This is a genomic window from Nocardioides sp. YJ-D4 (genome assembly GCF_054031495.1).
Genome location: NZ_CM132932.1, coordinates 826,617 through 852,477, shown reverse-complemented (window position 1 = coordinate 852,477; position 25,861 = coordinate 826,617). Strand labels below are relative to the sequence as shown.

Here is a 25,861-nt window from a genome sequence, read left to right as displayed (position 1 = left end):
CCGGAGGCGGTCGAGGTGGAGCGCGACGACCGCGACGCCGCGGTCTCGGCGACCGTCTCCGCCGAGGCCTACGACCGGGTCCTCGTGCTCCCGCAGAACATCAACACCGGCGCCACCGCGACCCTGGACGGTAAGGTCCTGCGCGCCCAGCGGGTCGACGGCTGGCAGCAGGGCTGGATCGTGCCTGCCGGCGCCGGGGGAGAGGTACGTTTCGGCTTCGCGCCCGAGGGCACCTACCGTGCCGGGCTGATCGCCGGTGCGGGCGGCGCGGCGCTGGTCCTGGCGCTGGCACTGGTGACCTCATGGCGCCGCCGCGGCACCCCGCCGAGTCTGGAGTTGTTCCCCGTGGCCGCGCCGTGGCGGTGGTACGACGCCGGGCTGCTGGTCCTCGTGGCCGGTCTGCTCGCCGGCTGGTGGGGCGCCCTGGCCGCCGTCGTCGCCTGGCTGCTGCCGCGCCTGACCGGCCGCCGGCCGGCTCTCGTACGTCTTCTGGCCGCCGGGTCCGGGGCGGCGCTGCTCGCCGGCGCCTTGGCCGTCGAGATCCTCCCGACCGCCTGGGACCTGCCCTGGGACCCGCCCGCCTGGACGGCTCAGGCGCTGTCGCTGGTCGCGATCGTGCTGGTCGCCGCGGCCGCCTCGGTCTCACCGGGCTCTGACGCAGCCTCCGGCTCAGGCTCGGACCGCCGCTTCGGCCGGCGCCCGGAGGGACGCCAGCCGCGCAGCCGCATCACCCTGCGCTCGAAGAGGACGTAGGACAGCGCCGCGACCGGGATGGTGACGGCGAGCGTCATCCCCAGGACGGTCCAGAAGCGGTCGTTGAAGGTGCCGAACCCGAGCAGCTCCATGCCCATCAGCAGCACGAACATGTGGATCGAGAAGATGCCGTAGGAGATCTCGCCCAGCGCGCTGGGCACCGGACCGGCCAGCCAGCGGCGTACCGGGCCCTCGAGCTCGGGCCCGAAGACCAGCGGGAAGATGACGCACACCGCGACCGCGCCGTAGAGCACGCACTTGAGCGCGGACTCGGCCGGCGTCGGCGCATCCACCAGCCCGATCGGGCCGGTGATGGGCGTGCAGGCCGCGACGAAGAGCCCCAGCGCCAGCAGCCACCAGCCGGCCAGGTCGCGCGCGGCGGCGTCCAGCCGCGCGCGCATGCCCGGGTCGACCGAGCAGGCCGCGAGCGCGGTGCCGGCCAGGAACCACGGCAGGTACGCCGGCAGCCACTCGGCAGCGAACGGCTGGTCGAACCAGGTCCGGGCGCCGGCGGCGAAGGCCACGCCGCCGATCGAGAGCAGCAGGCAGACGACCAGCACGCGGCGTACGTCCAGGCGGTCTCGCGGCGTCAGCAGCCGCACCACCAGCGGCAGCGCGAGGTAGAAGGCGACCTCGGTGCACAGGCTCCACATGTGCGCCAGGCCGTAGGCGTGCGTGTCCTGGGTGTAGATCTGGGTCAGGGTCAGGTTGGCGATCCAGCCGCCGACGCCGACGTCGGAGTTCGCCGGCGCGGCGATCAGGCAGACGGCCACGACGACCCAGTAGAGCGGCAGGATCCGCAGCGCGCGCTTCCACAGGTAGCGTCCGGTGCTCGGCGGCGGCGCTCCGGCGGCGCTGGCCGCGAACCACGGCCGGGCCAGCAGGAACCCGGAGACCACGAAGAAGAGCGCGACGCCGAGGTCGAAGTGGGCGAGCATCGCCCCGGTCCAGCCCTGCGGGTAGCGGCCGGTGTGGAACCCGACGTGGGTCAGCACGACCATCAGCGCGCCGACGGCGCGCAGCGCGTCGAGCGTGAGGAACCGGCGATCCATCATCAGCCGTCCTCCTCGGGCCCTGAGATCGGGTCGCCGAACGGCACCACGCTGCCGACCTCGATGCCACCCAGGCAGGGCTTCGATCCCGGGGTCAGACTCTGGAGGCTGATGGTGTCGAAGCGTCCCTCGCCCGTACGCAGGTAGAGGCTGCGGAACCCGGGCGCGACATCCACGTCGTAGGAGTGGTCGCCTGCGGTCACGCGCATCCGGCCGGCGTCCTTTTCGGCAGCCACGTAGGCGACCCGGATCCACCACCCGGCGCCGTCGACGCCACCGTCCAGTCCCACCTCGAGCGGCGTCTGCCGCACCCGCAGCTTGCACTTGTCCAGGCTCGGTGTTGGGTCGACGGCGCCGACCGAGCGTCGCTCGGGCTCGACCAGAGCCGGCCGGATGTGGCCGTCCTTGTCGACCAGGTAGAGATTGTCGGTGCTGGCCCGGGGGAACGCCATCTTGTCTGACAGCGGCCGGAGCACGCGGCTCACCTGGTTGTAGGGGTACGACGCGCCCCAGACCATCCACTCGGGCACCGGCCCGTCCGCCATCGGCAGCGGCTCCTCGACCTCGGCCAGGTCAGCACGGACGGTGTCGACGTAGCGACGGGTGTTGTCGTCGTCGTGCCAGCCCTGGACGTAGGAGTAGGACGAGAACAGCCCCAGCGCGGCGACGACCGCGGTCGCCACCGCGACCCGCCGTGGGTTGTCGAGGAAGGGTGACGTACGCGTCGGGGTGAGCGTCTCCACCGCCCCGCGCAACGGCAGCGTGGCCAGCGCGAGCGCCATCGCGGTGACTGCGACCGTGTCGGTGAGGTAGCGGTAGGCGAGCGCGATGTCGGCGCCGACCCCGCCGGCCCGGATGGCGGTGATCAGGGCGATGTCGATGACGAGGATGCCGCCGACCAGCCACCAGGCCCGCAGCGCGATCGAGCGGGTGCGGGCGAGCTCGAAGGTCAGCAGCGCCAGCACGCCGACGGCGAGCACCGAGACCACCGCGCCGGGCTCGGCCCAGCCGGCGGAGTTGCCCTCGATCCACTTCCACCGCAGCGGCCCACCGACCGCGCCGGGCGCCCACGACTCCAGCAGGAACCGCTGTGCGACCAGCGCGAACCCGTTGGCGTCGGAGCTGCCCGACGCCTTCGACGATCCCGCGCCCAGGGTGAGGTAGGCGATCACGGAGCCGATCGAGACGAACCCGTAGAGGAGCACACCGGGCAGGTAGCGGCCCAGGATCGTCCGCAGCCGGGTCAGGATGTCGCCGGTCGCGAACCAGCCCAGCGCCAGCACGGCGTACGGCCAGAACAGCAGCATCGCCTTCTCGCCGAAGGCGATGGCGGCCAGGGTGATGAGGATCGTCAGCAGGGCCCAGCGGAACCGCCGCGTACGCAGGTAGTTGAGGTGTGCCCAGGAACCCCAGAAGATCGCGGCGAGGAACGGCAGCTGGGTGATCCCGGGACCCCAGGACAGGAACGCCGGCAGGCTGATCGAGCTGAACAGGAACAGCGCCAGGGGCGGCAGGATGCCGCGCCGCTTCCCGAACGCGGAGCAGAGGAAGACCAGCGCGCCCAGGTTGGCGATCGCCTGCAGCACGAGGAGCTCGACGGCCGGATAGGCCCAGGCGTACGGGTCGAGGCCGAAGTTGTAGGCCGTCAGCGCGAACGCGCCCGGCATCAGGTGCCCGGCGAACCCGTGGAAGAGCAGCTCGGCCGAGAGGCCGTCGGACATCAGCTTCGACATGAAGTTGGCGTCGTCGAAGCGGTACCACGAGCCGCTCAGCGCCCAGGCACGGAAGGCGAGCTGGGCCACGATCAGGGCGAGCGCGGTCGCCACGACATTCCGGGGAGTCGCGAGCAGGCCGTCGGCAGCGGGCGCGTCAGTAGGCCCGCCGGTGTGCCCGGCAGCGGTGGTGGTGGAGTGGGGGGAGGACACGAAGAGGAAGTGTCGCACAGCGGTTTGTGACCCGTTGCACACCGGACCGGGTATTGCTGCTACGGTTCGCGGATCGAGGGGGGAACTGAGGCCTTGGGAGGGGCAAAAACATGCGAAGAGTGATTGGTTACATCTTCTTGCTGGTCGGCGCGTTCGCGCTGGTCGCTGCCGCGGTAGCGGGCTTCTGGGGCCGGGACGCCGCGGCGACCGTGCCGCTCAACGTCAACACCACGACGGTCCTGGACGGCACCGCCAGCGGCGCGCTGGCCAAGTCGGATACCCCAGTTCCGGTGAAGTACACCCGGACCACCGAGGCGGCGCCGAAGGAGTCGACCGACGACGTCGTCGTCTTCGTCGAGGCCGGCTGCATCATGATCCAGGAGGGCGACACGCCTCCGTGCGCCCGCGCCGAGGACGACGACCGCGTGGTGACTACCACCGAACGCGCCTACGCCATGGACCGCAAGAGCTCCGAGGTCGTCGAGGACCAGGCCAAGTACGTCGGTGAGGACCGGGCCGTCGACGGCATGACCGGCCTGGCCGGCAAGTTCCCGTTCGAGACCGAGCGCCACGACTACGAGTACTGGGACGACACGCTCGGCACGACCGTCATCGCCACCTACGTCGACGACGTCGACGTCGAGGGCGTGAAGACCTACCAGTTCGAGGTCTCCGCCTCCGAGGACGACGCGTCGCTCTCGGCGGGAGAGGACGGGGTGAAGGACACCGAGGACGACATCCGGGGCACCTACGAGGCGACCCAGACGATCTTCGTCGAGCCGACCACCGGTTCCTACATCGACCAGAGCGCGACCCAGAAGATGGTCACCAGCACCGGCATGGTGCTGATCGACGCCGACATGAGCTACTCCGACGAGACCGTCTCCAACAACGCCGAGGACGCCAAGGACAACATCGCCCAGCTCAACCTGATCGGCACCTGGATCCCCGTCGGCGGCGTCGTCGCCGGCCTGATCTTCCTGCTGATCGGCCTGTGGCTGGCGCTGCGCGGTCGCAAGCCCAACGGTGGCGCCCACGCCGCCGCGGACGACCGCACCCTGGTCGACGCCTGAGGCTCAGCACGCACCAGCATCGACGTTCGCGGGCCCGGGAGCTACCAGCTCCCGGGCCCGCGCTCGGCTTTTGTGAGCGGGTCTAGCCGCCCGCCAGGTCGGCACCGAAGATCGCGGTCCCGGGGGTCAGCAGACCGCGGGTGCGCGACCAGCCGCCCCAGACCCGCTCGTGGTCCTCGGGCCACTCGGGCTCGACCAGGTCGGTGATCCGGAACCCGGCGCCGGCCAGCAACGAGACCCAGTCCCCGAGGGTGCGGTGGTGCTCGACGTACGACACCTTGCCGGTCTCGTCGTCGACCTCGACGTAGGGGGTGCGGTCCCAGTAGGACTGCGCCGCGATCAGGCCCTCGGGGCCGGGATCGTCGGGGAACATCCACCGCGTCGGGTGGGTGATCGAGAACGCGAAGCGGCCGCCGGGCCGCAGGACGCGGGCGGTCTCCGCGAGCGCGTGGGCGATGTCGCTGACGAACTGCAGCGCACCGAAGGAGCAGAAGACCACGTCGAAGGCGTCGCGCGCGAAGGGCAGATCGGTCGCGGTGGCCTGCACGGCAGGTACGACCACGCCGGTCTGCTCGTCGAGGCGCCGGGAGTGCTGGAGCTGGCGGCCCGAGAGGTCCAGGCCGATCGCGCGCCCGCCCTGGGTGTTCACCCACCGGGAGCACTGGCAGGCGCCGGAGCCGAGCTCGAGCACGTCCTTGCCGCTGATGTCGCCGAGGATGCCGAGATCGGCCTCGGTCAGGCCCTCCGGACCCCAGACGAACCCGGCCTCACCGAGGAACGGTCCGTGCGTGGCCTGGTACTCGTCGGCGTAGCGGTCCCAGTCGGGGCCGTTCGCGCGGCGCGACTCGGCTTCCCCGACCGTACGCCGCTCGGCTCTGACCACAGGGCCGGTCGTTCCGATGGTTTCGATCGCGCCGAAGGGATCGATGGGCGCCTCCGGTCGAACGACCGGGCTGATGGCTTGGTCCACGCCTACAGGGTATGCCCAGCGGGGTGACGTCGACAGTTGGACGGAGCCTGTGACTGGAGCGTAGGCTAAGAAACTGCGTCTGAAGTCTGCCCGGGTCCCAGACCTAGTGGACCTTGGCTTGCTACCTCGACCGCCGGTTCACGCCGGGCGACGAAGCCTGTTTGTGCTGGTGCCGGCGAGGGGTGGCCGACCCGAGACTTGAGCCGTGTGTGACCCGACGATATCTGTCCACCCAAGGAAACCACCTCCCTTATGACGAGCACGCTCAACATTCCTCTTCCCGACTACGACGCGCCTCAGGTCGCGATCAACGACATCGGGTCGGAAGAGGACTTCCTCGCCGCGATCGACGAGACCATCAAGTACTTCAACGACGGCGACATCGTGGACGGTGTCATCGTCAAGGTCGACCGGGACGAGGTCCTGCTCGACATCGGTTACAAGACCGAAGGTGTCATCCCGTCGCGCGAGCTCTCGATCAAGCACGACGTCGACCCGTCCGAGGTTGTCGAGGTCGGCGACAAGGTCGAGGCCCTGGTGCTCCAGAAGGAGGACAAGGAAGGCCGCCTGATCCTGTCCAAGAAGCGCGCGCAGTACGAGCGCGCCTGGGGCACGATCGAGCAGGTCAAGGAGGAGGACGGCGTCGTCGAGGGCGCGGTCATCGAGGTCGTCAAGGGTGGTCTCATCCTGGACATCGGCCTGCGTGGCTTCCTCCCGGCCTCCCTCGTCGAGATGCGTCGCGTCCGCGACCTGCAGCCGTACGTGGGTCAGACCCTCGAGGCCAAGATCATCGAGCTCGACAAGAACCGCAACAACGTGGTCCTGTCGCGCCGTGCCTGGCTCGAGCAGACCCAGTCCGAGGTTCGCCACGGCTTCCTGACCCAGCTCCAGAAGGGTCAGATCCGCAAGGGTGTCGTCTCCTCGATCGTCAACTTCGGTGCGTTCGTGGACCTCGGCGGCGTCGACGGTCTCGTCCACGTCTCGGAGCTGTCCTGGAAGCACATCGACCACCCGTCCGAGGTCGTCACCGTCGGTGACGAGGTCACCGTCGAGGTTCTCGACGTGGACATGGACCGCGAGCGTGTCTCCCTGTCGCTGAAGGCGACCCAGGAAGACCCGTGGCAGCACTTCGCCCGCACCCACCAGATCGGCCAGATCGTCCCGGGTAAGGTCACCAAGCTGGTGCCGTTCGGTTCGTTCGTCCGCGTCGAGGAGGGCATCGAGGGCCTGGTGCACATCTCCGAGCTGGCCGAGCGCCACGTGGAGATCCCCGAGCAGGTCGTCCAGGTCAACGACGACGTCATGGTCAAGATCATCGACATCGACCTCGAGCGTCGTCGCATCTCGCTCTCGCTCAAGCAGGCCAACGAGACGGTCACCTCGACCGACGTCGAGGAGTTCGACCCGACGCTCTACGGCATGCCGGCGACCTACGACGACCAGGGCAACTACATCTACCCCGAGGGCTTCGACCCGGAGACGGGCGAGTGGCTCGAGGGCTACGACGAGCAGCGCGCGAAGTGGGAGGAGCAGTACGCTCAGGCCCACGCTCGCTGGGAGGCCCACATCAAGCAGCAGCAGGAGGCCGCCGAGAAGGCTGCCGAGGCCGGCGAGGCCACCTCCTACTCCTCGGGTGGCTCGGTCGACGAGACCGTCTCCGAGGACGAGGGCGGCTCCCTCGCCTCCGACGAGGCGCTGCAGGCTCTTCGCGAGAAGCTGACCGGCGGTCAGTGATCATCGCGAGCTGATGCTCTGAAAACGCACGAATGCCCGGCCCCTTGGGGCCGGGCATTCGGCGTTTTAGGGCCACCTGACGCCTGGCAGGCTGCTCTGCGGCTCGAAGGCCGGGTCGGTGGCGTGCGACCGGGGCGCGGTCTTGGGGCGGTCGCTGCGGACGGAGGCGAAGGTGGCGTACGCGGCGACGGCGAGCAGGGCGATGAGGACGATGAGTGCTGTGTTCATGGCAGTAATTCTTCGCTACCAGGTATTCCTGCCACATTGGCAGAAATGCCTAAGTTGCGCGATTTCCTGCCAACTGGCACCCTTCTGAGGTGCTTAGGAACGTCGCTGCGGTGATCTGGGACGGTGTCGCCCCCTTCGAGTTCGGTGCGGTCTGCGAGGCCTTCGCCATCGACCGGCGCGATGACGGGGTGCCGTTCCTCGAGTTCGGAGTGTGTGCGCCGACGGCGGGCATGGTGCGCACCAACCTCGGCTTCATGCTCGAGGCGCCGCACGGTCTGGAGCGGCTCGAGGAGGCAGACCTGATCGCGATCCCCGCCTTCGGTGGTCCCAACGGGTCGCTGCCTGAGGAGGTGCGGCAGGCCCTGTTGCGCGCTCACGCGCGCGGTGCCCGATTCCTGACCGCCTGCTCGGGCGCCTTCGCCCTGGGCGAGGCTGGCCTTCTCGACGGGATCGAGTGCACCACCCACTGGAAGTACGCCACCGAGCTGCAGCGCAGGTTCCCGGAGTCGAGGGTCGTCCCCGAGGTCCTCTACGTCGACACCGGCCAGATCGTCACCAGCGCCGGCACCGCCTCCGTGCTCGACGCCGCGCTGCACATCTGGCGGCAGGAGTACGGCGCCGCGGTCGCCTCCGCCGTGGCCCGGCGCATGGTCGTCCCGCCGCAGCGCGACGGGGGACAGGCGCAGTTCATCTCCCACCCTGTGCCCGAGCCCGACGCGGAGACCCTGGGCCCGCTGCTGGCCTGGATCACGGCCCATCTCCACGAGGAGCTCGACGTGGACTCGCTGGCCCGGCAGGTGTTGATGTCGCCGCGTACGTTCGCCCGCAGGTTCCGCGCCGAGACCGGGGCGACGCCCTATGCCTGGATCACCGCCCAACGGGTGCGCCGGGCCGAGGAGCTGCTGGAGCGCACCGACCGGTCGGTGGAGTGGATCGCGGGCGAGGTCGGCTTCGGCAACGCCGCGGCACTGCGCCACCACTTCACGCGCGTGCGAGGGCTCTCCCCGCAGGCCTACCGGCGCCGGTTCGCCTGCAGCGACAGCCTCGACTCGGCCATGCCGGCCTAGGCGGCGTGAGGCGCCGACGGCGGTCCCATTAGGTTGGGGCCATGCGCGTAGGACTCACCGGCGGGATCGCCTCGGGGAAGAGCACGGTGTCGGAGCTGCTGGCCGGGTTCGGGGCGGTGATCGTGGACTCGGACAAGATCGCCCGGGAGGTCGTCGAGCCGGGCACACCGGGGCTCGCCCAGGTCGTGGCGGAGTTCGGGCCGTCGGTGCTGACCGAGTCCGGTGCGCTCGACCGGGCCAAGGTGGGGGAGATCGTCTTCGCCGACCAGGGTGCTCGTGAGCGGCTCAACGCGATCGTGCACCCGTTGGTCGGGGCACGCTCCGCGGAGCTCGAGGAGGCCGGTCGGGCGGCCGGGAAGCTGGTCGTCAACGACATCCCGCTGCTGGTCGAGGTCGGCTACGCCCCCTTCTTCGACGAGGTGATCGTCGTCGACGTACCGGTCGAGACCCAGGTCGAGCGGGCGATCGCGCGTGGGATGACCGAGATCGACGCCCGGGCCCGGATCGCCGCGCAGGCCAGTCGCGAGGATCGGCTCGCCGCGGCGACGTACGTCATCGACAACACCGGCACCCTCGACGACCTGCGGACGCGGGTGCAGGAGATCTACGACGCACTCGCCGGAACGCGGTAATGGGTGGGGGTTGCTGACATACTCGGCCGCGTGACTGGGGGCAAGCACACCGATTCAGAGGATCAGCGGCGTCGGCCGAGGCGTTGGATGCGACCGGTGATCGCGGGTGCCGTGCTGGCCCTGGCGGCCGGTGCGGGCGCGGCAGCGGTGACCGTCGGCATGCCGACGAGGGTCGAGGACGAGCCGAACAGGCCGGCCAATGCCACCACGAGGACCGACCCGACGAAGGACACCACGCCCCTGGCCTGGGGTCCCACGCGCGGAGAGCTGGCGACCGCCCGCGAGCTGGTGTCGGGCTGGGACGAGGAGCAGCTCGCCGGACAGGTGATCGTCGGTCGCTACCACGGCACCGACCCAGCCAAGGCCGCCAAGATGGTGCGCAAGCTCCACCTCGCCGGCGTCAGCGTGACCGGCGAGAACGTCGTCGACGAGGCCCAGGTGCGCGAGACGACCGCCGCGGTCTCCCGTGCGGTGGCGGCTGATGGCCGCTCGTTCCCCGCGGTGATCGGCGTCGACCAGGAGGGTGGCGTCGTCTCCCACCTGCGCGGCGTGGCCACCGAGTTCCCCGAGTTCGCGCGCACCGGCGATGCCATCGAGGCGAAGCCGGGCAAGGGAGTCACGGTGACGACCGAGGCGGCGCGGACGACGGCGCTCGAGCTGCGCGACCTGGGCTTCACCTGGGCGTTCGCGCCGGTCGCCGACGTGACCGTCGGCGCGTCCGATCCGACCATCGGCTCGCGTTCCCCGAGCGAGGACCCGAAGATCGCCGCGACGGCGGTCTCCGCGGCCGTGCAGGGCTACAACGCCGCCGGTCTGGTCTCCACCACCAAGCACTTCCCGGGGCACGGCGCGGTCACCGGTGACACCCACCTCGGGCTCCAGGAGCTCGACTTCGGGAAGAAGAAGCTCAAGCGCCGCGACCTGGTGCCGTTCGACGCCGCCGTGGATGCCGGCGCACCGGCCGTCATGATCAGCCACGTCGACGTCAAGGCCGTGGCTCCGGGGAAGCCGGCCAGCATGGCGGCTCCCATCTACGACCTGCTCCGCGAGGACCTCGGCTTCGACGGCATCGCCGTCACCGACTCCTTGGGCATGGGCGCGGTCACGACCACCACCAAGAAGCCCTCTGTGGCCGCCCTCGAGGCCGGCGCCGACCTCCTGCTGATGCCGGCCAACTCCAAGGCCGCCCACCGCAGCGTCGTCAAGGCGCTGCGCTCCGGTCGCCTCGACCGCTCGCTCGTCGAGGACGCCGCCGCGAAGGTCGTCGCCATGCAGCTGTGGCAGCAGCGCACCGCCGGTGCGGTGCCGGTTCCCGGTGACGTACGCCAGCAGGCGGAGCGTGCCTCCGCGGCTCTCTCCGAGGCCGCCTCGCAAGGCTGACGCCTCGCTGCGGCTGTTCGTGGCACCATCGACGCATGAGCGAGCGTCAGCGAGCGACCACAAGCATGACGGTGGTGCTGCACGTCGACCTGGATCAGTTCATCGCGGCGGTGGAGGTGCTACGCCGGCCCGAGCTGGCCGGCCGGCCGGTGATCGTGGGTGGGCGCGGGGACCCGACCGAGCGGGCGGTGGTCTCGACGGCCTCCTATGAGGCTCGGGCGCACGGGGTGGGCTCAGGGATGCCGCTGCGGCTGGCGGTGCGGAGGTGCCCCGACGCGGTGCTGCTGCCGGTCGACCACGTGGCCTACGACGAGGCCTCCGCGGGCGTCATGGACACGCTGCGATCGCTGGAGTGGGGCGGCGTACCTGTTCTGGTCGAGGTCCTCGGCTGGGACGAGGCGTTCCTCGGGCCCGGCCCCGACCACGGCGACCTCGGCGATCCGGCGGCCTTCGCCCAGGACGTACGCGATCGTGTGCTCGAACGCACCCGGCTGCGCAGCGGCGTCGGTGTCGGCGACAACAAGCTGCAGGCGAAGCTCGCGACGGGGTTCGCCAAGCAGCGGGTCGACGGTGCCCTCGCGCGGGAGGCCGGTGCGGGCGGTCACGAGCCCGGGCCGGGCGGACAGCTGCGGGGGACCGGCGTCTACCGGATCACCCACGAGACCTGGGACGCCGAGATGGGTCACCGTCCGACCGACGCGCTGTGGGGGATCGGGGCGAAGACCGCGAAGCGGCTCGCCGGGCTCGGGATCGAGACGGTCGCCGACCTGGGAGCGGCCTCGGCGGAGCGTCTGGCCGCCGAGATCGGCCCCACGACCGGCCCCTGGCTGCGCCGTCTGGGCCGTGGCGCCGACACCAGCCCCGTGGACCCCTCGCCGTGGGTCGCGCGCGGCCACGGCCACGAGGAGACCTTCCAGCAGGACCTCGTCGAATGGCCCGACATCGTCGCCGCGACCCGCCGCCTGTGCGGCGAGTGCCTCGCGGACGTGGTGAAGGAGGGCCGCCCGGTGACCAGGGTCGAGATCAAGGTGCGCCTCAAGCCGTTCTTCACCGTCACCCGCGGCCACAAGCTCCCCGAGCCCACCCTCGACCCCGACCGTCTCGCCGACGAGGCGGAGGCGCTCCTGGAGCGGGTCGAGAAGGACCGCCCGATCCGCCTGATCGGCGTACGTCTGGAGATGGCTCCGCCGCCCGGCGGCTACTGACCGCCCGAGACTGCAGTTGTGGCGGTCGAAACCGCAGTTGTGGAGACCGAATCGGCACCTTTGGGCGGCGAAACTGTAGTTTCGTCGCCCAGAACTACCTTCTCGGCACGCCAAAACCACAGATTCGGCGCCCCTCCTGGAGGAGCGCCGAATCTGGGGTTGGGATCAGGCCGCGAGGTCGGGGTCTGCGAAGCGGCGCAGCTTCTGCAGGGCCTCGCGCTCGAGCTGGCGTACGCGCTCGGCGGAGATGCCGTGCTTGACACCGATGTCGGCGAGCTTGTGCTGACGGCCGTCGGTGAGCCCGTAGCGGGAGCGGACGATGTCGGCGGAACGCTCGTCGAGCTGGCCGACCAGCGAGTTGAGCCGCTCGCGCGACTCGACGTCGATGACGTCCATGTCGGGCGACGGCGAGGACTCCTGAGCCATCAGGTCACCCAGCGAGGTGTCGCCGTCCTCGTCTATCGGCGTGTCGAGCGAGACATGGTCACGACCCCAGGAGAGCAGGTCGAGGACGCGGTCGATGTCCATTCCGAGCTCGGCGGCGATCTCCTCCGGCTCCGGGTCACGGCCGAGCTGACGCTCCAGGGTGCGGCGGGCGCCGCCGACCTGGTTGAGCTCCTCGACGACGTGGACCGGGAGCCGGACCACACGCGCCTGCTGCGCGATGCCACGGGTGATCGCCTGACGCACCCACCACGTCGCGTACGTCGAGAACTTGTAGCCCTTGGTGTAGTCGAACTTCTCAACGGCCCGGATCAGGCCGGTGTTTCCTTCCTGGATCAGGTCGAGCATCGGCATCTGCGCGCGGCCGTACTTGCGCGCGATGGACACCACCAGTCGCAGGTTGGCGTTGATGAACTGACGGGTGGCGCGGTGGCCTTCCTCGGCCAGCCACTCCAACTCGGCTCGGGTGGCTCCACCGGGTGCTTTCTTGCGGCCGACGCGGCCCTCGGCCAGCAGATGCTCGGCCATCAGGCCGGCCTCGATCGCCTTGGACAGCTCAACCTCTTTGGCAGCATCCAGGAGCTCGTTGCGGGCGATCTCGTCGAGATACAGCCCGACGCTGTCACGGCCCTCGATCTCTCGGGTGGCAGTGGCGGTGCGTGTCGCCATGGGAACCTCCTCACGGTGAGGTTTGTGGCCTCACGGTGGTTTCAACGCTTCGCCCCTCCCAGGTGTTCCCTGGTAGAGCGCCTGTCATCGAATCCGTCTTCGATCTCTTGTCCGGTTCGACGTACGCGGCGGGCGATAAGTTGCATCGCGAGGTGAATCTCAGGGGTTTCTCATGGAGTACCCCGAGATCCCCACAGATATGCCCTACGAAGAGGTCACCTGGTCGATCATCCAGGCAAGGCTGAACGCTCGGTCCTCCCACGCCTTGTAGCGCCCCGAGACTCCACCGTGTCCGGCCGCCATCTCCGTCTTCAGCAGTACGTCACCAGGATTCTCTGCCGTCGCGCGCAGCTTGGCGACCCATTTCGCGGGCTCGACATAGAGCACCCGGGTGTCGTTGATGCTGGTCTCGGCCAGGATCGGCGGGTAGTGCTGCCGGGTGACGTTCGTGTAGGGGTCGTAGGAGGACATGTAGTCGTACGTCTCCTTGTCGGCCTCCGGGTTGCCCCACTCGTCGTACTCGGTGACGGTCAGCGGGAGCGTCGCGTCGAGCATCGTGGTCAGCGCGTCCACAAAGGGCACCGCGGCCACGATCGCGCCCACGGCGTCGGGCGCCTGGTTGGCGACCGCCCCCATCAGCAGCCCGCCGGCGCTGCCGCCCTCGGCGATGATCTGGCTGGGCGTCGACCAGCCCGTCTCGGCGAGGTGGCGCGCGCAGGCGATGTAGTCGGAGAAGGTGTTCTGCTTCTTGAGCATCTTCCCGTCGTCGTACCAGGCCCGGCCCATCTCGCCGCCGCCGCGGATGTGGGCGATCGCGAACCCGATCCCGCGGTCCAGCAGGCTCAGCCGGGCGATGGAGAAGTACGGGTCCATGCTGGCCTCGTAGGAGCCGTAGGCGTAGAGCAGCACCGGGATCGGCCCGGTCTCGTGGAGCCCCTTCTTCGCCACGATCGAGATCGGCACCCGTACGCCGTCCTCGGCCGTCGCCCAGAGGCGGTGCTCCTCGTAGTCGTCGCGGTCGTAGCCACCGAGCACCGGGGCCTGCTTGAGCAGGGTCAGCTCGCGGCTGCGTACGTCGTAGTCGTAGACCGAGGCCGGGGTGCGCATCGTGGTGTAGCCGAGCCGCACGACCGGGGACCCGAAGGTGGGGTTGGAGCCGGAGCCGATCGTGTAGAGCTCGTCATCGAACTTCACAAGGTAGTCGTCGGCGACACCGTTCTCACCGAGCTCCAGGATGCGGAGCTGGGTCAGACCCTCGCTGCGCTGGTGCACGACCAGGTGGCCGGCGAAGGCGTCGACGTCCTCCAGGCGTACGCCCTGGGTGTGCGGGACGAGCGGCTGCCACTCGGTCCGCGGGGTCGGGGCGATCGGCACGGTGGCGATCTCGAAGTCCGGGCCCGAAGCGTTGTGGGTGACCAGGAAGACGTCCTCGCTGGCGATGGTGGCGTGCTCGATGGAGTATTCGACGCCCTCCTCGCGGGCGGCGAAGACCTGCCAGCCGGCGTCGGGGTCGTCGAGGTCGAGGAAGCGGTATTCGGCGGTGATCTTCGCGGCGGTGCCGATGAACATGAACCGGTCGGACTTGGTCCGTCCCACGCCGACCCAGAACCGGTCGTCGGTCTCGTGGAAGACCAGCTCGTCCTCGTCCTGGCTGGTGCCGAGGCGGTGACACCAGATCTTGTCGGCACGCCAGGACTCGTCGGCGGTCGTGTAGTAGAGGTTGGCGGAGTCGCGGTCCCAGGTGGCGCCGCCGTGGACGTTGGTGAGCTCGTCGGTCAGCAGCTCGCCGGTGGTGAGGTCCTTGACGCGCACGGTGTAGCGCTCGTCGCCGGTCACGTCGGTCGCGTAGGCGAGCAGGGTGGTCGACGGGCTGACGGAGGATCCGCCGAGGCTGAAGAAGTCGTGGCCCTCGGCGAGGGCGTCGAGGTCGAGCAGCACCTCCTCGCCGGGGAGAGCAGGCTGGTCGTGGGTGACGTCGGCCGGGGTCGGGGGAGTCCAGTCGTCTTCGTCAGCGACCTTCACCCGGCAGCTCGCGCCGTACTGCTTCCCCTCGAAGCTGCGGCCGTAGTACCAGTAGCCGCGCGACCGCGTCGGGACGCTCAGATCGGTCTCGAGCGTGCGCGCCTTGATCTCCTCGAAGATCTGGGTGCGCAGGTCGGCGAGGTGGTCGGTCTGCTCCTTGGTGTAGGCGTTCTCGGCCTCGATGTAGGCGATGACCTCGGGGTTCTCCTTCTCCCGGAGCCACTCGTAGTCATCGGTCCGGGTCAGGCCGTGGAACTGCTTGGACGAGGGCTTCTTGGGGGCGATCGGCCAGGGGGTCGAGGAGAGGTCGGCAGACATGAACGAGACCCTATCCCCGCGACCCTCGAAGCCCCGAGCACGGCACCGACGCGCCGGTCGCATCGCATCGCGCTATCGCACACTTTGGTCGCCTGGCGCGATACTGCACCCGCTCGCCGCGACGGCGAGATCGAGCCGGGGAGCGGGCGTCAGGACGCGCTGAACGGCTGCAGGTCGGGGTCGTCGACGGCGTACGACCTCACCGGACCGGCAGGAGTCTCGGCGGTCTCGAAGCGCACGGTCACGACACCGCGCCCCGATCCCCAGACCCAGCCGCGGCCCATCTCGGCGTGGACGACGTCCATCCCGGCCGCCCAGGTCGGCCGCCGCACCGGCTCGGGCAGCGGGAGGTCGGGCTCGGCGTCCTCGTCGGTGTCGTCGCCGAAGAGGTCCTCCTGGATCCAGTCGGCGAGTCCGGAGACGCCGACCCCGAGAAGGCGTACGCCCCCGGCGGTCTCGCCGGCAGTGAAGAGCTCGCCGAGCAGGGTCCTGGCCAGGCGGGCGATGGTGCCGGCCTGGTCGGTCGGAGCCGGCAGGGTCGCGGAGCGATTGATCGTGGTGAAGTCGTAGAGCCGGACCTTGATCGTGATCGTGCGGCCCGAGAGCCCGCTCTTCTTCAGCCGGGCGGCGACCTCGCCGGCCTGCCGGGTGAGGATCTGCTCCATGAGCGGCCGGTCGGTCAGGTCGGTGTCGTAGGTGCCCTCCACGCTGACCGACTTGGTCTCGCGCTCGGGCTCGACTCGGCGGTCGTCCTGGGCCCTGGCCAGCTTGTAGAGGTTGGTGCCGTGGGACTTGCCCACCAGGCGTACGAGCTCCTCGACGCTGACCTGCTCCAGGTCGGCCACCGTGTGGATGCCCGCGCGGCGCAGGCGCTCGGCGGTGGCGGGGCCGACGCCGGGGATGACCTTGACGTTCATCGGGCGGAGCAGGTCGAGCTCCGTGCCGGGCGGCACCACGACCAGGCCGTCGGGCTTGTCGAGATCGCTGGCGATCTTCGCGATGAACTTCGAGCTGGCCAGGCCGACGCTGGCGGTGAGGCCGCCGGTGACCTCTGCGACCTCCTCTCGGATCCTCGAGGCGGTCGCGGACACCGTGTCGACCCCGAGGTCGGGGAGCTCGGCGGCGGCGAGGTCGACGAAGGCCTCGTCGAGCGAGAGCGGCTCGACCAGCGGCGAGAGGTCGCGCAGGATCCCGAAGACCTGCTCGCTGACCTTCTTATAGGCATGGAAGCGCGGGTAGAGGAAGGCGGCGTGCCCGCACAGCGCGCGGGCCTCGCGGGTCGACATCGCCGAGCGGACGCCGAAGGTCCTGGCCTCGTAGGAGGCGGTGCTGACCACGCCGCGTCCGCCGATGCCGCCCACGACCACCGGCTTGCCGCGCAGGGACGGCTTGTCGCGCTGCTCGACCGAGGCGAAGAACGCGTCGAGGTCGAGGTGCATCACCGACGCCTGCGCTCTCATGGTGGCAACCTATCTGGCAGCGGGGACAGTCTGGCCCGGGCCGCTGACCATCCACAGGCGAGGTTGGGGAGGAGGTTGTCCACAGGCACGGTTATTGGCGCCGAAACTGTCGGTGGGTCGCGGGGAGTGTGTCCGCATGACCACGAAACTCTCCATCGCCCGTCCAGAGGACGTTCTGGCGGCAGTCCCTGTCATCCTCGGCTTCCAGCCCGAGAAGTCGATCGTCATGCTGACCTTCGGCGGTGAGCATCAGGTCCACGGCCGGATCGACCTACCTCCGCCGGACGAGGTCGAGGGCTGCCTGGACAGCCTGCTCCTGCCCGCCGTCCGCCACCAGGTGCGTGGTGTCCTGCTCGTCCTCTACGACAGTGGCCCGCGCTTCGGGGTGAAGATCGCCCGCCGTCTCGCCGAGCGGCTCGCCGAGTGTGAGATCGACCTGATCGGGTGCCTGCGGGTGCAGGACGGCCGGTGGTTCGACCCGCTCGGGTTCCACGGCGTTTCCGAGGACGGTGTGCCCTTCGATGTCGGGGCGCATCCGTTCCGCGCCCAGGCGGTCTACGACGGACATCTGGTGCGCCGCTCGCGCACCGAGCTGGCCGCCTCGATCGCCGCGGTGCCCGAGGCCGTCGCCGAGACCGAGACCGCGCTGGAGCAGGCGTCGTCGATGAAGATCTACGAGGTCGGCCGGCTGGTCGACGACGCGGTCGCCGGGACGGTGCTGTCACCCGCCCAGATCGCCTCCCTGCTGCTCGCGCTGCGCGACCCGCAGCGACGTGACGCCGCCTGGGGCGGGATGACCCGGGAGGAGGCCAGGGCCCACGTGCGTCTGTGGACCGATGTCGTACGCCGCAGCCCCGACGACCATGTCGCCCACCCCGCAGCCGTGCTGGCCTTCGCCGCCTGGCTGGGCGGTGACGGTGCGCTTGCCTGGTGTGCGCTCGACAGGTGCTTCGCGAGCGAGCGTCACCACGGTCTCGGGGTGCTGGTCGCGCAGATGCTCGAGGGTGCCGTTCCTCCGACGGCCTGGGAGGAGGTGCGATCGGATCATCCGGCCTAGGGCGTGTCTCCCAAATCCACGCCCGCTACGCGACGTTTCGCATCCGATCTGGCTGCGTTGGCGCCGCTCGACAGCCGCCAGGATGCCTTCGCAGCGCCGCCTTGCCAGATCGGCCCGAAACGCCGCTCGCGGCCGCCGTGTCTTTGCGAGACACGCCCTAGTCGTTGCGGTAGCGCAGCCGCTTCCACCGGCGACTGAGCCCGGAGCGTGGGTCGACCCACGCGTTGCGGGTCACCACGACGTACGTCAGGGGTGCCCCGATCTCCCGGAACGCAGCCCGGGCGGCGGCGAGCCAGCGGAGGTCGACGTCCTCGATCCCCAGGTCGCCGGCCCGAGTCAGCCACACGATCGGATCCGGCGCGCCGACTCGGCGGCGCATGCTGTGGATGATGTCGGTGCGCAACCAGTGGTCGGTGGGCTCGTCCTCGCGATGTGCGTGGGCGACCTCCTTGCCGCCCGGGACGCCGAGGTGTACGAGCGCCAGGAACGAGCGCCGGTGCTCGGTGGCGGTGTGGTCGAGCACAGCACGTCGCAACCGCTTCTCGAGCACTGGCGAGAGCGGCTCGTGCAGTCCTTCGATGGACGTCTCGGACAGAGTGGGCATGGTGGCCATGGGCCTAGCGTGCAACGGACGCCGGAATCCCGCGACCGTCTTTCCACAGGGCCCGGATCTCAGGCGCGGCGTGACGTCCTGGGGGTCGCCTGCCAGCTCATAGCCCAGCTTCGATGATCCGGGCGGATGCTGCGGCACCATCCGCTCCGGCGTACGCCTGCTGCACCTCCGAGGCGGCGGCGCGGATGCCCGGATCATCGAGGACACGACGCACGGCGTCGACGAACGCGGGTGACCCGACGCGTTTCGGCGATACCGCGATCGCGTTCCCGCGCCGTTCGCACATCCGCACGTGCCAGGTCTGCTCCGGCTGCAACCCCATACCGACGAAAGGGATACCGGTGGCACAAGCCGTCTGGATCGTGCCTTGTCCGCCGTGCAGCACAGCCGCGTCGACCAAGCCGCCGAGTCGGTGCGCGGGCAGCAGCCCGGTCACGTGAACATTCGGGGGAAGCGTCTCGCCAGCGCCCAGGTAGTGGGAGATCGGGGCGATCACGTTCACGGGAAGCGTGCCGAGCGCGTGGGCCGCAGCGACGGCGAGCCGACGGTTCGCCGAGGATCCCAGGCCGAGGTAGACCAGCGGCCGTGATGCGGCCGCCAGCTCCTCGACGATCGACGGCATAGGCGCCTCGATGTTGGCGAAGATCGGGCCGACTCGCTCGAAGCCTTCCGGCAGCGTGAACCCTTCGAGCTCCCAGGGCATCTCGGTGATCAAGTTGCGATCAGCGGTGAGGAGCGAGGAGATGGTCCGCATCGGAGGCACGCCGTTCGCGATTGCCACGGTCGTGAACGAGCGTGGGGCGAGCGGGGCCTTGGTATAGATCCAGCGAAACGCGGCGGTGGCCATTCGATCTATGAATCGCGCGGTGCGCCCCCTTCCCTCCACGAGGAACAGCTGCCGTGCCTGGCGCACCTGCGGCTCGGTCAGTGCGAACGGGACCGGATAGTAGAGAGGTACGCCTTCGGCACGGGCGGAGATGTAGGACGTCAGGTTCGACCCGGTCGCGACGGCCGAGGCGCCCTGCTCACGGATGACCTGCCGCTCGATCGAGACGCGGTCGGCGACCACTCGCTCGGTGAAGGGGTTCTTCAACGTCTTGCCCTGATCGAACGCGATCAGCTGCTCGCGTTCCTGGTGCGTGAACGCAGGAGTCTGCGAGATGTAGGCGAAGCCAGCGTCGCGGATGAGGTCGACGTAGTCGTCCTCATAGCCCATGAACACGGCACGGTGGCTCGGACTCAACGCTCGAGCGACCTGGATCATTCGCGTGGTCTCGGCCAGGTTGAAGGTCACCGGACAGAACAGCACGGTCGCCATCGAAACGTCCCTCCTGGACCCGGGCGGTCTCACCCCCGGTGTGCCGACTGCACGAAACCGTATCGCCTCCCTGGCGGCTGCCTTCGGCTTCGACCGCGTGTTGCTTTCCTGGATGAGGCAGGATGTCCCTTATGCCTTCTCTCCACATCACCGGCGACGAGGCCGCCGACAAGCTGCTCTCCGAGGATCCGTTCGCGCTGCTGCTGGGTATGGCCCTGGATCAGCAGTATCGGATGGAGGATGCGTTCAAGGGAGGTCACAAGCTGGTGACCCGCCTCGGCCATCTGGACCCCGCCAAGATCGCCGAGATGGACCCCGAGGAGTTCAAGACGATCGCCTCGACGCCGCCCGCGATCCACCGGTTCCCCGGCTCGATGTCGGCGAAGGTGCAGGGGATCGCGACCATCGTCACCAACGAGTACGGCGGCGACGTCACCCGGCTGTGGACCGAGGCCACCAGCGGCAAGGACCTGCTCAAGCGGGTCCAGGCGCTCCCGGGCTTCGGGAAGCAGAAGGCGCAGATCTTCGTCTCCCTGCTGGCCAAGCAGTTAAGAGTGCGGCCCGATGGCTGGCAGGAGGCCGTCGGTGACTACGCGCTCGATGGTTACCGTTCTGTGGCTGACGTCGTCGACGTTGCGTCGTTGCAGAAGGTACGTGACTACAAACAGCAGAAGAAAGCCGCAGCCAAAGCGGCCGGATGAGTTGCTGGGGGACATAATGCCCCGGATGGGGAATGTTCACCACCATCGTGGCAGAATGAATCTGCGGCTCTTGACGACCCCGGGCCCTGCCGCGCCCAAACTCAGTTTTTGATAAGTCTCGACCAAGTTCGACGGAGAGGTGTTCGTGTCCTCGAACGCGCGCAAGATACCCGCTGAGGTACTCGCCCACCCTGCCGTGAAGGCGCTGATCGACCAGGCCAAGCCAACCGGACGGGTCAGTCCCGACCAGGTCCGCCAGGCCAGCGAGGATGCCGCGGTCGAGCCCAGGCACCTCAAGGCACTGCTCGGTCACCTGAGCACGCTCGGCATCTCGGTGGACCTCGGCACCGCCGTCACCGGCCGTGCCGCGGCGGCGACTACCTCGACCCGCAAGACGACCACGGCCAAGGCGCCGGCGAAGAAGGCCGCCGCCAAGAAGGCGGCGGCTGCGCCCGCGAAGCCGGCTACCGAGGTCGCGGCGAAGAAGGCCGATGAGCCCGAGCCGAAGAAGACGACCGAGATCGACGAGGACGGCGAGGAGATCGTCCTCGAGGACGTCGAGGTCGATGTCGACGACATCGAGGTCGACGACACCGATACCGACACCGACGACGAGACCCCGGTCGTCCAGCTCGGTCCCGACGGCAAGAAGATCCTGCCCGACATCCCCGACGAGCAGTTCGAGAAGGATGTCGCCGCCGATCCCACGATCAAGGAAGACGAGAAGGAGGCCTCGAAGCAGAGCTTCGTCGTCTCCACCTCCGACGACACCGACGAGCCCGAGCAGACCGTCATGGTCGCCGGCGCGACCGCCGACCCGGTCAAGGACTACCTCAAGCAGATCGGCAAGGTCCCGCTGCTCAACGCCGAGATGGAGGTCGAGCTCGCCAAGCGGATCGAGGCCGGCCTCTTCGCGGAGGAGAAGCTCGGCAAGGGCGGCAAGATCACCCCGAAGATCCTCGACGAGCTCGAGTGGATCGCCGAGGACGGCAAGCGCGCCAAGAACCACCTCCTCGAGGCCAACCTCCGTCTCGTCGTCTCGCTCGCCAAGCGCTACACCGGCCGCGGCATGCTCTTCCTGGACCTGATCCAGGAGGGCAACCTGGGCCTGATCCGTGCGGTCGAGAAGTTCGACTACACCAAGGGCTACAAGTTCTCGACGTACGCCACCTGGTGGATCCGTCAGGCGATCACCCGCGCCATGGCCGACCAGGCCCGCACCATCCGTATCCCGGTGCACATGGTCGAGGTCATCAACAAGCTCGCGCGCGTCCAGCGCCAGATGCTCCAGGACCTGGGCCGCGAGCCCACCCCGGAGGAGCTGGCCAAGGAGCTCGACATGACCCCGGAGAAGGTCATCGAGGTCCAGAAGTACGGCCGTGAGCCGATCTCGCTCCACACCCCGCTGGGTGAGGACGGCGACTCCGAGTTCGGCGACCTGATCGAGGACTCCGAGGCGATCGTCCCGGCCGACGCGGTCTCCTTCACGCTCCTCCAGGAGCAGCTGCACGCGGTGCTCGACACGCTTTCTGAGCGTGAGGCCGGCGTCGTGAGCATGCGCTTCGGCCTGACCGACGGTCAGCCGAAGACTTTAGACGAGATCGGCAAGGTCTACGGGGTCACCCGCGAGCGCATCCGCCAGATCGAGTCCAAGACGATGTCGAAGCTGCGACACCCGTCCCGATCGCAGGTTCTGCGCGACTATCTCGACTGAATCTGGCTAAGATCTCCTCGAACGCCTTCCCGGACTTCTGGGAGGGCGTTCGCCATTTCCCGCAGACGCGGGACGCCGAGAATGCAGTTGTGGGCGACGAAGGTCTACCTTCGTCGCCCACAACTGCATTCTCGGCGCGCCAGAACTACCGATTCGGCGGGGAGGGGTCAGCTGGCGTCGGCGTTGAACTCGTTGTCGACGTAGATGTCCTCGGTGGCCGGGGCCTTCTTGATCATCTCGACCGACTCCATGAAGTCGGCGAACTCGCCGAAGCCGGTGGGGGTCAGGGACCAGGTGACGTCGGGGTCGGTGATCTGGGTCTCGACCTCGGCCGCGGTGAGCTCGCCCTCGGACTCGGCGGAGAGGAGCTCGGCGGCCTGCGCCGGGTCGTCGCTCAGCAGGGCGTTGGACTCCTTCAGGGCCGCGTAGAAGGCCTTGGTGAAGTCGGGGTTGGCGTCGAGGAAGTCGGGCTTGGCGTAGATCGCGTTGAAGGTGGTGCGACCGAAGAGGTCGTAGCTCTTCAGGATCGGGTGGGCGCCGGCCTCGGCCTCCTGGGCGACGAACGGCGGAGCGGTGAGGTGGCCGGCGATCTGGCCGGAGACGAGCGCTTGGAGGCCGTCGGGGTGGCCCATGCCGACGATGTTCTTGTCCAGGGCGTGCGGGTCGCCGAGCTGCTCACCGGCGGCCTTGCGCAGCGGCAGCGACTGGATCGAGTCGGGCGCCGGCATGGCGATCTTGGCGTCCTTCGGCAGGTCCTTCAGCGACTTGATCGCGGGGTCGGTGACCATGAGCTGGAGGTTCATCTGGTTCATCGCGGCGACCGTCTTCCAGCCGACGCCGGCATCGACGCCGACCAGGAACGGCGAGGCGCCCATGGAGGCGACCTGGACGTCCCCGGCGATGACCGCGTCGCGCAGCGCGCCACCGGAGTCGAGCTCCTGCCAGGTGATCTCGGTGTCGGGCAGCGCCTTCTCGAGCGTCTTCTGCTCCTTGATGATCAGCAGGGTCGCGTACCCCAGGCCGGGCTGGTAGCCGATCGTGATCGTGTCGGCCGGTCCGTCGTCCGCGCCGGCGCCGCAGCCGGCGAGTACGCCGGTGAGCAGGGTGGCGGCGAAGACCGCGGCCAGGCGTACGCCGCGACGCGATCCTCGGCGGGAACCTCGATAGGACATGGTGGAGCTCCTTGACGTGGGGTTGGCGGAGAGTGTCAGGCGGTCTTCATGCCCCAGCGCACGACGGTGCGGCGCTCGAGCCAGCTGAAGACGAGGTCGAAGAGGATCCCGATCAGCGCGATCGTGACCAGGCCGGCGAAGGCATCGGCGATGTGCAGGTAGGTCTTGGCGTTGTTGATGAAGTAGCCCAGACCGCCGCCCTCGCCGGCGACGCCGAAGACCAGCTCGGCGGCGATGATCGTGCGCCAGCCGAACGCCCAGGCGCTCTTCAGACCGGAGACGGTGTGCGGGAGGGCGGCGGGGACGAGGACGTACCAGACCAGGCGTACGCCGCGTAGCCCGATGTTGCGCCCGACCGCGACCACCGTGGGGTTGGCGGTGCGGAAGCCCTGGCTGACGTTGATCGCGATCGGCCAGGTCACCGCGTTGGCGATCACCACGATCAGAGCCGTGGTGTTGATGCCGAACCACAGCATCGCCAGCGGCAGGATCGCGACGGCCGGGAGCGGGTTGAGCATCGAGGTGAGCAGGACCAGGAGGTCCTCGCCGATCGTCGTCCAGGTGGCGAGCGTGGTCAGCACGGCGGCGGCCACGATCCCGATGGCAAGCGCTTGGCCGAGGATGCGCAGGGTCAGCACGGTCGAGTCGACCAGCGCTCCGCTGCGTACGCCCTCGACCATCGCCTGGGCGACGTCGAGCGGCCCGACGAGCACGAGCGGGCTGACCCCGCCGAACCGGACGCCGAGGTCCCAGGCGAGCAGCAGGGCCAGGAGCAGCAGCCCGCGACGTACGGCGGTGGGGATGTCGCCCCAGCGGGGCAGTCTCCGCTGCAGGGCGTCGGGCAGGTCGGCGGCGGTCCGGGAGGTGGTGGGCGGGGGAGCGGTCTGGGTCATGCTGCCGCCTCGCTCTCGCCGGACCCATCGACCCCGTCGCCGGCGAGCAGGGACCGCAGGCGGGTCTGGGCGGCGACGAAGGCCGGATCGGTGGGGTCGTCGAGGCCGCGTACGTCGAGGGTGTCCACGACGTGTGACGGCGGCGTCGAGAGGACGACGACCTGGTCGCCGACGTAGACCGCCTCGGCGATGCTGTGGGTGACGAAGAGGACGGTGATGCCGGTCTCGGCGGCTACCTGCTTCAGCTCGCGCTGCAGGCGATCACGGGTCTGGGCGTCGAGGGCGCCGAACGGCTCGTCCATGAGGAGTACGTCGGGTTCGAGCGCCAGCGCGCGGGCGATCGCGACCCGCTGCTTCATCCCGCCCGAGAGCTGGTGCGGGTAGCGCGCCCCCGCCTGGTCGAGCCCCATCGTCGTCAGCCAGCGGTCGGCCCGCTCCCGGGCCTGCTCGCGGGTGCGTCCGTTGGCGCGCAGCGGAAACTCCAGGTTGCCTCGTACGGTCCGCCACGGGAAGAGCTGGTCGAACTCCTGAAAGACGACCGCCCGGTCCGGCCCGGGCGTGGTGACCGAGGTGCGGCCGGAGACGGTGATCGTGCCCGACCAGGGCCGTAGGAACCCGGCCGCTGCCTTCAGGATGGTCGACTTCCCGCAGCCCGACGGACCGAGCAGCATCGTCGTCGATCCGCGTGGCACGGAGAACGAGACCCCGCCGACGGCGAGATGCGGCTCGCCGTCGACGAGATAGCCGAGGCGTACATCGCTGACCTCGAGCATGGACACGGAAGGCCTCCAGGGATGTGGTCGTCAGAGTCGACTTAGAAAACTAAGTAACTCGACTATAGCGACCTGGAGAAGTGCCCGCCGGAGTGGCCCAGGGGTCGGACTTCTCGGGTGTTTCCTGCACTTCTCGGGCATTGCAACACCTGAGAAGTGCAGGGATACCCGGTTAACCGGGTATCCCTACCGGGGGACTACCGCGTGATGACGACCCCCACGACCCAGGTGATGGTGGCGAAGGTGGCGGCGGTGGCGTCGATGAGGATGAACAGGCCCATCGCCTTCAGGGCGGTCCAAGTGGAGGTCCAGGCGGCACCGGCGTCACCACCGTGGCGGCGGAGCTCGGCGAGGAAGACGCCGACGGGGAAGCCGACGAAGATGCCGACGACGGGGATCACGAAGAAGCCGATGATGGCCAGGGCCGCGCCGACGATCTGGGTGGACAGCGGCATCCCGGAGTCCTTGAGGCGCTTGCCGGGGATGGCGTACTTGGTGATCAGCCCGATGGCGATGAAGGCGGCCGAGATGCCGAAGATCACCCACCCGGTGGACTCGCCCAGCCAGATGGCCCAGCCGAGGATCGCGGCGGCGACGAGCAGCGCTCCGCCGGGGAGGACAGGGACGATGATGCCGGCGATGCCGAAGGCGATGACCAGCGCGACGAGAACTTCGACGAGACTCACGG

At 69.3% G+C, this 25,861-nt stretch carries 22 protein-coding genes; 9 read left to right on the top strand and 13 right to left on the bottom strand.

Annotated elements, in window-relative coordinates; genetic code table 11:
* Positions 1 to 590 precede the first annotated feature (590 nt).
* On the bottom strand, positions 591 to 1,805 hold the full coding sequence (locus tag ACW14X_RS04120) for an acyltransferase family protein (protein WP_457164818.1): 1,215 nt from the start codon (positions 1,803 to 1,805) through the stop codon (positions 591 to 593).
* 2 nt (positions 1,806 to 1,807) lie between these two features.
* Complete coding sequence (locus ACW14X_RS04115; RefSeq protein ID WP_457164817.1) at positions 1,808 to 3,730, bottom strand: hypothetical protein; 1,923 nt, start codon at positions 3,728 to 3,730, stop codon at positions 1,808 to 1,810.
* A gap of 110 nt (positions 3,731 to 3,840) precedes the next feature.
* On the opposite strand from ACW14X_RS04115, the gene ACW14X_RS04110 reads away from it, so the two are divergent.
* A complete protein-coding gene (locus tag ACW14X_RS04110; protein ID WP_160024263.1) occupies positions 3,841 to 4,803 on the top strand; it encodes a DUF3068 domain-containing protein in 963 nt (320 codons plus the stop codon).
* Positions 4,804 to 4,885: 82 nt separating this feature from the next.
* On the opposite strand, the gene ACW14X_RS04105 is transcribed toward ACW14X_RS04110, so the two are convergent.
* On the bottom strand, positions 4,886 to 5,773 hold the full coding sequence (locus ACW14X_RS04105) for a class I SAM-dependent methyltransferase (RefSeq protein WP_457164816.1): 888 nt from the start codon (positions 5,771 to 5,773) through the stop codon (positions 4,886 to 4,888).
* A 252-nt stretch (positions 5,774 to 6,025) separates the two neighbouring features.
* Here ACW14X_RS04105 and rpsA point away from each other — a divergent pair, with 252 nt between their 5' ends.
* Entirely contained in the window at positions 6,026 to 7,507 is a 1,482-nt protein-coding gene (rpsA, locus tag ACW14X_RS04100) for a 30S ribosomal protein S1 (RefSeq protein ID WP_008361841.1), read from the top strand.
* Between the two features lie 66 nt (positions 7,508 to 7,573).
* Here rpsA and ACW14X_RS04095 read toward each other — a convergent pair whose 3' ends face one another.
* Complete coding sequence (locus ACW14X_RS04095; protein ID WP_160024262.1) at positions 7,574 to 7,735, bottom strand: hypothetical protein; 162 nt, start codon at positions 7,733 to 7,735, stop codon at positions 7,574 to 7,576.
* 89 nt (positions 7,736 to 7,824) lie between these two features.
* Here ACW14X_RS04095 and ACW14X_RS04090 point away from each other — a divergent pair, with 89 nt between their 5' ends.
* The 4 genes from ACW14X_RS04090 to ACW14X_RS04075 all read left to right on the top strand — a co-directional run bounded on the left by ACW14X_RS04090 (position 7,825) and on the right by ACW14X_RS04075 (position 12,019).
* On the top strand, positions 7,825 to 8,802 hold the full coding sequence (locus ACW14X_RS04090) for a helix-turn-helix domain-containing protein (RefSeq protein WP_457164815.1): 978 nt from the start codon (positions 7,825 to 7,827) through the stop codon (positions 8,800 to 8,802).
* A gap of 41 nt (positions 8,803 to 8,843) precedes the next feature.
* Positions 8,844 to 9,434 (top strand): dephospho-CoA kinase, encoded by a 591-nt coding sequence (gene coaE, locus ACW14X_RS04085; RefSeq protein WP_457164814.1) that lies wholly within the window; start codon positions 8,844 to 8,846, stop codon positions 9,432 to 9,434.
* 87 nt (positions 9,435 to 9,521) lie between these two features.
* Positions 9,522 to 10,814, top strand: coding sequence for a glycoside hydrolase family 3 N-terminal domain-containing protein (locus tag ACW14X_RS04080; RefSeq protein ID WP_457164813.1), 1,293 nt, complete (start codon positions 9,522 to 9,524; stop codon positions 10,812 to 10,814).
* 35 nt (positions 10,815 to 10,849) lie between these two features.
* Positions 10,850 to 12,019: a DNA polymerase IV gene (locus tag ACW14X_RS04075; RefSeq protein ID WP_457164812.1), complete on the top strand. Its 1,170-nt coding sequence runs from the start codon at positions 10,850 to 10,852 to the stop codon at positions 12,017 to 12,019.
* A 165-nt stretch (positions 12,020 to 12,184) separates the two neighbouring features.
* Here ACW14X_RS04075 and ACW14X_RS04070 read toward each other — a convergent pair whose 3' ends face one another.
* From ACW14X_RS04070 to ACW14X_RS04060, 3 genes are all read right to left on the bottom strand, one after another.
* Positions 12,185 to 13,132, bottom strand: coding sequence for a sigma-70 family RNA polymerase sigma factor (locus ACW14X_RS04070; RefSeq protein ID WP_160024257.1), 948 nt, complete (start codon positions 13,130 to 13,132; stop codon positions 12,185 to 12,187).
* A 204-nt stretch (positions 13,133 to 13,336) separates the two neighbouring features.
* Complete coding sequence (locus ACW14X_RS04065; RefSeq protein WP_457164811.1) at positions 13,337 to 15,472, bottom strand: S9 family peptidase; 2,136 nt, start codon at positions 15,470 to 15,472, stop codon at positions 13,337 to 13,339.
* A 149-nt stretch (positions 15,473 to 15,621) separates the two neighbouring features.
* Positions 15,622 to 16,932, bottom strand: coding sequence for a DNA polymerase IV (locus ACW14X_RS04060; RefSeq protein WP_457164810.1), 1,311 nt, complete (start codon positions 16,930 to 16,932; stop codon positions 15,622 to 15,624).
* 136 nt (positions 16,933 to 17,068) lie between these two features.
* On the opposite strand from ACW14X_RS04060, the gene ACW14X_RS04055 reads away from it, so the two are divergent.
* Positions 17,069 to 17,989 carry a DUF4192 domain-containing protein gene (locus ACW14X_RS04055; protein WP_457164809.1) on the top strand — a complete coding sequence of 307 codons (921 nt, stop codon included), beginning with the start codon at positions 17,069 to 17,071 and terminating at the stop codon, positions 17,987 to 17,989.
* A gap of 157 nt (positions 17,990 to 18,146) precedes the next feature.
* Here the strand turns inward: ACW14X_RS04055 and ACW14X_RS04050 are convergent, their stop codons facing one another.
* Together ACW14X_RS04050 and ACW14X_RS04045 are read right to left on the bottom strand one after the other, a co-directional pair.
* Complete coding sequence (locus ACW14X_RS04050) at positions 18,147 to 18,602, bottom strand: hypothetical protein (protein WP_457164808.1); 456 nt, start codon at positions 18,600 to 18,602, stop codon at positions 18,147 to 18,149.
* Between the two features lie 97 nt (positions 18,603 to 18,699).
* Positions 18,700 to 19,920, bottom strand: coding sequence for a glycosyltransferase (locus tag ACW14X_RS04045; RefSeq protein ID WP_457164807.1), 1,221 nt, complete (start codon positions 19,918 to 19,920; stop codon positions 18,700 to 18,702).
* A 122-nt stretch (positions 19,921 to 20,042) separates the two neighbouring features.
* Here ACW14X_RS04045 and ACW14X_RS04040 point away from each other — a divergent pair, with 122 nt between their 5' ends.
* Positions 20,043 to 20,621 carry an HhH-GPD-type base excision DNA repair protein gene (locus ACW14X_RS04040; RefSeq protein WP_457164806.1) on the top strand — a complete coding sequence of 193 codons (579 nt, stop codon included), beginning with the start codon at positions 20,043 to 20,045 and terminating at the stop codon, positions 20,619 to 20,621.
* Between the two features lie 139 nt (positions 20,622 to 20,760).
* Positions 20,761 to 22,335, top strand: coding sequence for an RNA polymerase sigma factor (locus ACW14X_RS04035; protein ID WP_160024251.1), 1,575 nt, complete (start codon positions 20,761 to 20,763; stop codon positions 22,333 to 22,335).
* Between the two features lie 167 nt (positions 22,336 to 22,502).
* Here ACW14X_RS04035 and ACW14X_RS04030 read toward each other — a convergent pair whose 3' ends face one another.
* The 4 genes from ACW14X_RS04030 to ACW14X_RS04015 all read right to left on the bottom strand — a co-directional run bounded on the left by ACW14X_RS04030 (position 22,503) and on the right by ACW14X_RS04015 (position 25,859).
* Positions 22,503 to 23,507: an ABC transporter substrate-binding protein gene (locus ACW14X_RS04030; protein WP_457164805.1), complete on the bottom strand. Its 1,005-nt coding sequence runs from the start codon at positions 23,505 to 23,507 to the stop codon at positions 22,503 to 22,505.
* Between the two features lie 35 nt (positions 23,508 to 23,542).
* The gene (locus ACW14X_RS04025) at positions 23,543 to 24,400 is read right to left on the bottom strand and encodes an ABC transporter permease (RefSeq protein WP_457164804.1); all 858 of its coding nucleotides are present in this window, start codon (positions 24,398 to 24,400) and stop codon (positions 23,543 to 23,545) included.
* A complete protein-coding gene (locus ACW14X_RS04020) occupies positions 24,397 to 25,173 on the bottom strand; it encodes an ABC transporter ATP-binding protein (protein WP_457166045.1) in 777 nt (258 codons plus the stop codon). Before ACW14X_RS04020 ends, ACW14X_RS04025 begins: the two co-directional genes overlap by 4 nt.
* A gap of 197 nt (positions 25,174 to 25,370) precedes the next feature.
* The gene (locus ACW14X_RS04015; RefSeq protein WP_457164803.1) at positions 25,371 to 25,859 is read right to left on the bottom strand and encodes a DUF456 domain-containing protein; all 489 of its coding nucleotides are present in this window, start codon (positions 25,857 to 25,859) and stop codon (positions 25,371 to 25,373) included.
* Between the last annotated feature and the right edge of the window lie 2 nt (positions 25,860 to 25,861).

What these genes read in the sequence shown, in the direction of transcription:
- ACW14X_RS04120 (WP_457164818.1), bottom strand. Translation starts at nt 1,805, where the DNA reads ATGGATCGCCGGTTCCTCACGCTCGACGCGCTGCGCGCCGTCGGCGCG.
- ACW14X_RS04110 (WP_160024263.1), top strand. Translation starts at nt 3,841, where the DNA reads ATGCGAAGAGTGATTGGTTACATCTTCTTGCTGGTCGGCGCGTTCGCG.
- rpsA (WP_008361841.1), top strand. Translation starts at nt 6,026, where the DNA reads ATGACGAGCACGCTCAACATTCCTCTTCCCGACTACGACGCGCCTCAG.
- ACW14X_RS04095 (WP_160024262.1), bottom strand. Translation starts at nt 7,735, where the DNA reads ATGAACACAGCACTCATCGTCCTCATCGCCCTGCTCGCCGTCGCCGCG.
- coaE (WP_457164814.1), top strand. Translation starts at nt 8,844, where the DNA reads ATGCGCGTAGGACTCACCGGCGGGATCGCCTCGGGGAAGAGCACGGTG.
- ACW14X_RS04080 (WP_457164813.1), top strand. Translation starts at nt 9,522, where the DNA reads ATGCGACCGGTGATCGCGGGTGCCGTGCTGGCCCTGGCGGCCGGTGCG.
- ACW14X_RS04075 (WP_457164812.1), top strand. Translation starts at nt 10,850, where the DNA reads ATGAGCGAGCGTCAGCGAGCGACCACAAGCATGACGGTGGTGCTGCAC.
- ACW14X_RS04070 (WP_160024257.1), bottom strand. Translation starts at nt 13,132, where the DNA reads ATGGCGACACGCACCGCCACTGCCACCCGAGAGATCGAGGGCCGTGAC.
- ACW14X_RS04065 (WP_457164811.1), bottom strand. Translation starts at nt 15,472, where the DNA reads ATGTCTGCCGACCTCTCCTCGACCCCCTGGCCGATCGCCCCCAAGAAG.
- ACW14X_RS04060 (WP_457164810.1), bottom strand. Translation starts at nt 16,932, where the DNA reads ATGAGAGCGCAGGCGTCGGTGATGCACCTCGACCTCGACGCGTTCTTC.
- ACW14X_RS04055 (WP_457164809.1), top strand. Translation starts at nt 17,069, where the DNA reads ATGACCACGAAACTCTCCATCGCCCGTCCAGAGGACGTTCTGGCGGCA.
- ACW14X_RS04050 (WP_457164808.1), bottom strand. Translation starts at nt 18,602, where the DNA reads ATGGCCACCATGCCCACTCTGTCCGAGACGTCCATCGAAGGACTGCAC.
- ACW14X_RS04045 (WP_457164807.1), bottom strand. Translation starts at nt 19,920, where the DNA reads ATGGCGACCGTGCTGTTCTGTCCGGTGACCTTCAACCTGGCCGAGACC.
- ACW14X_RS04040 (WP_457164806.1), top strand. Translation starts at nt 20,043, where the DNA reads ATGTCCCTTATGCCTTCTCTCCACATCACCGGCGACGAGGCCGCCGAC.
- ACW14X_RS04030 (WP_457164805.1), bottom strand. Translation starts at nt 23,507, where the DNA reads ATGTCCTATCGAGGTTCCCGCCGAGGATCGCGTCGCGGCGTACGCCTG.
- ACW14X_RS04025 (WP_457164804.1), bottom strand. Translation starts at nt 24,400, where the DNA reads ATGACCCAGACCGCTCCCCCGCCCACCACCTCCCGGACCGCCGCCGAC.
- ACW14X_RS04020 (WP_457166045.1), bottom strand. Translation starts at nt 25,173, where the DNA reads ATGCTCGAGGTCAGCGATGTACGCCTCGGCTATCTCGTCGACGGCGAG.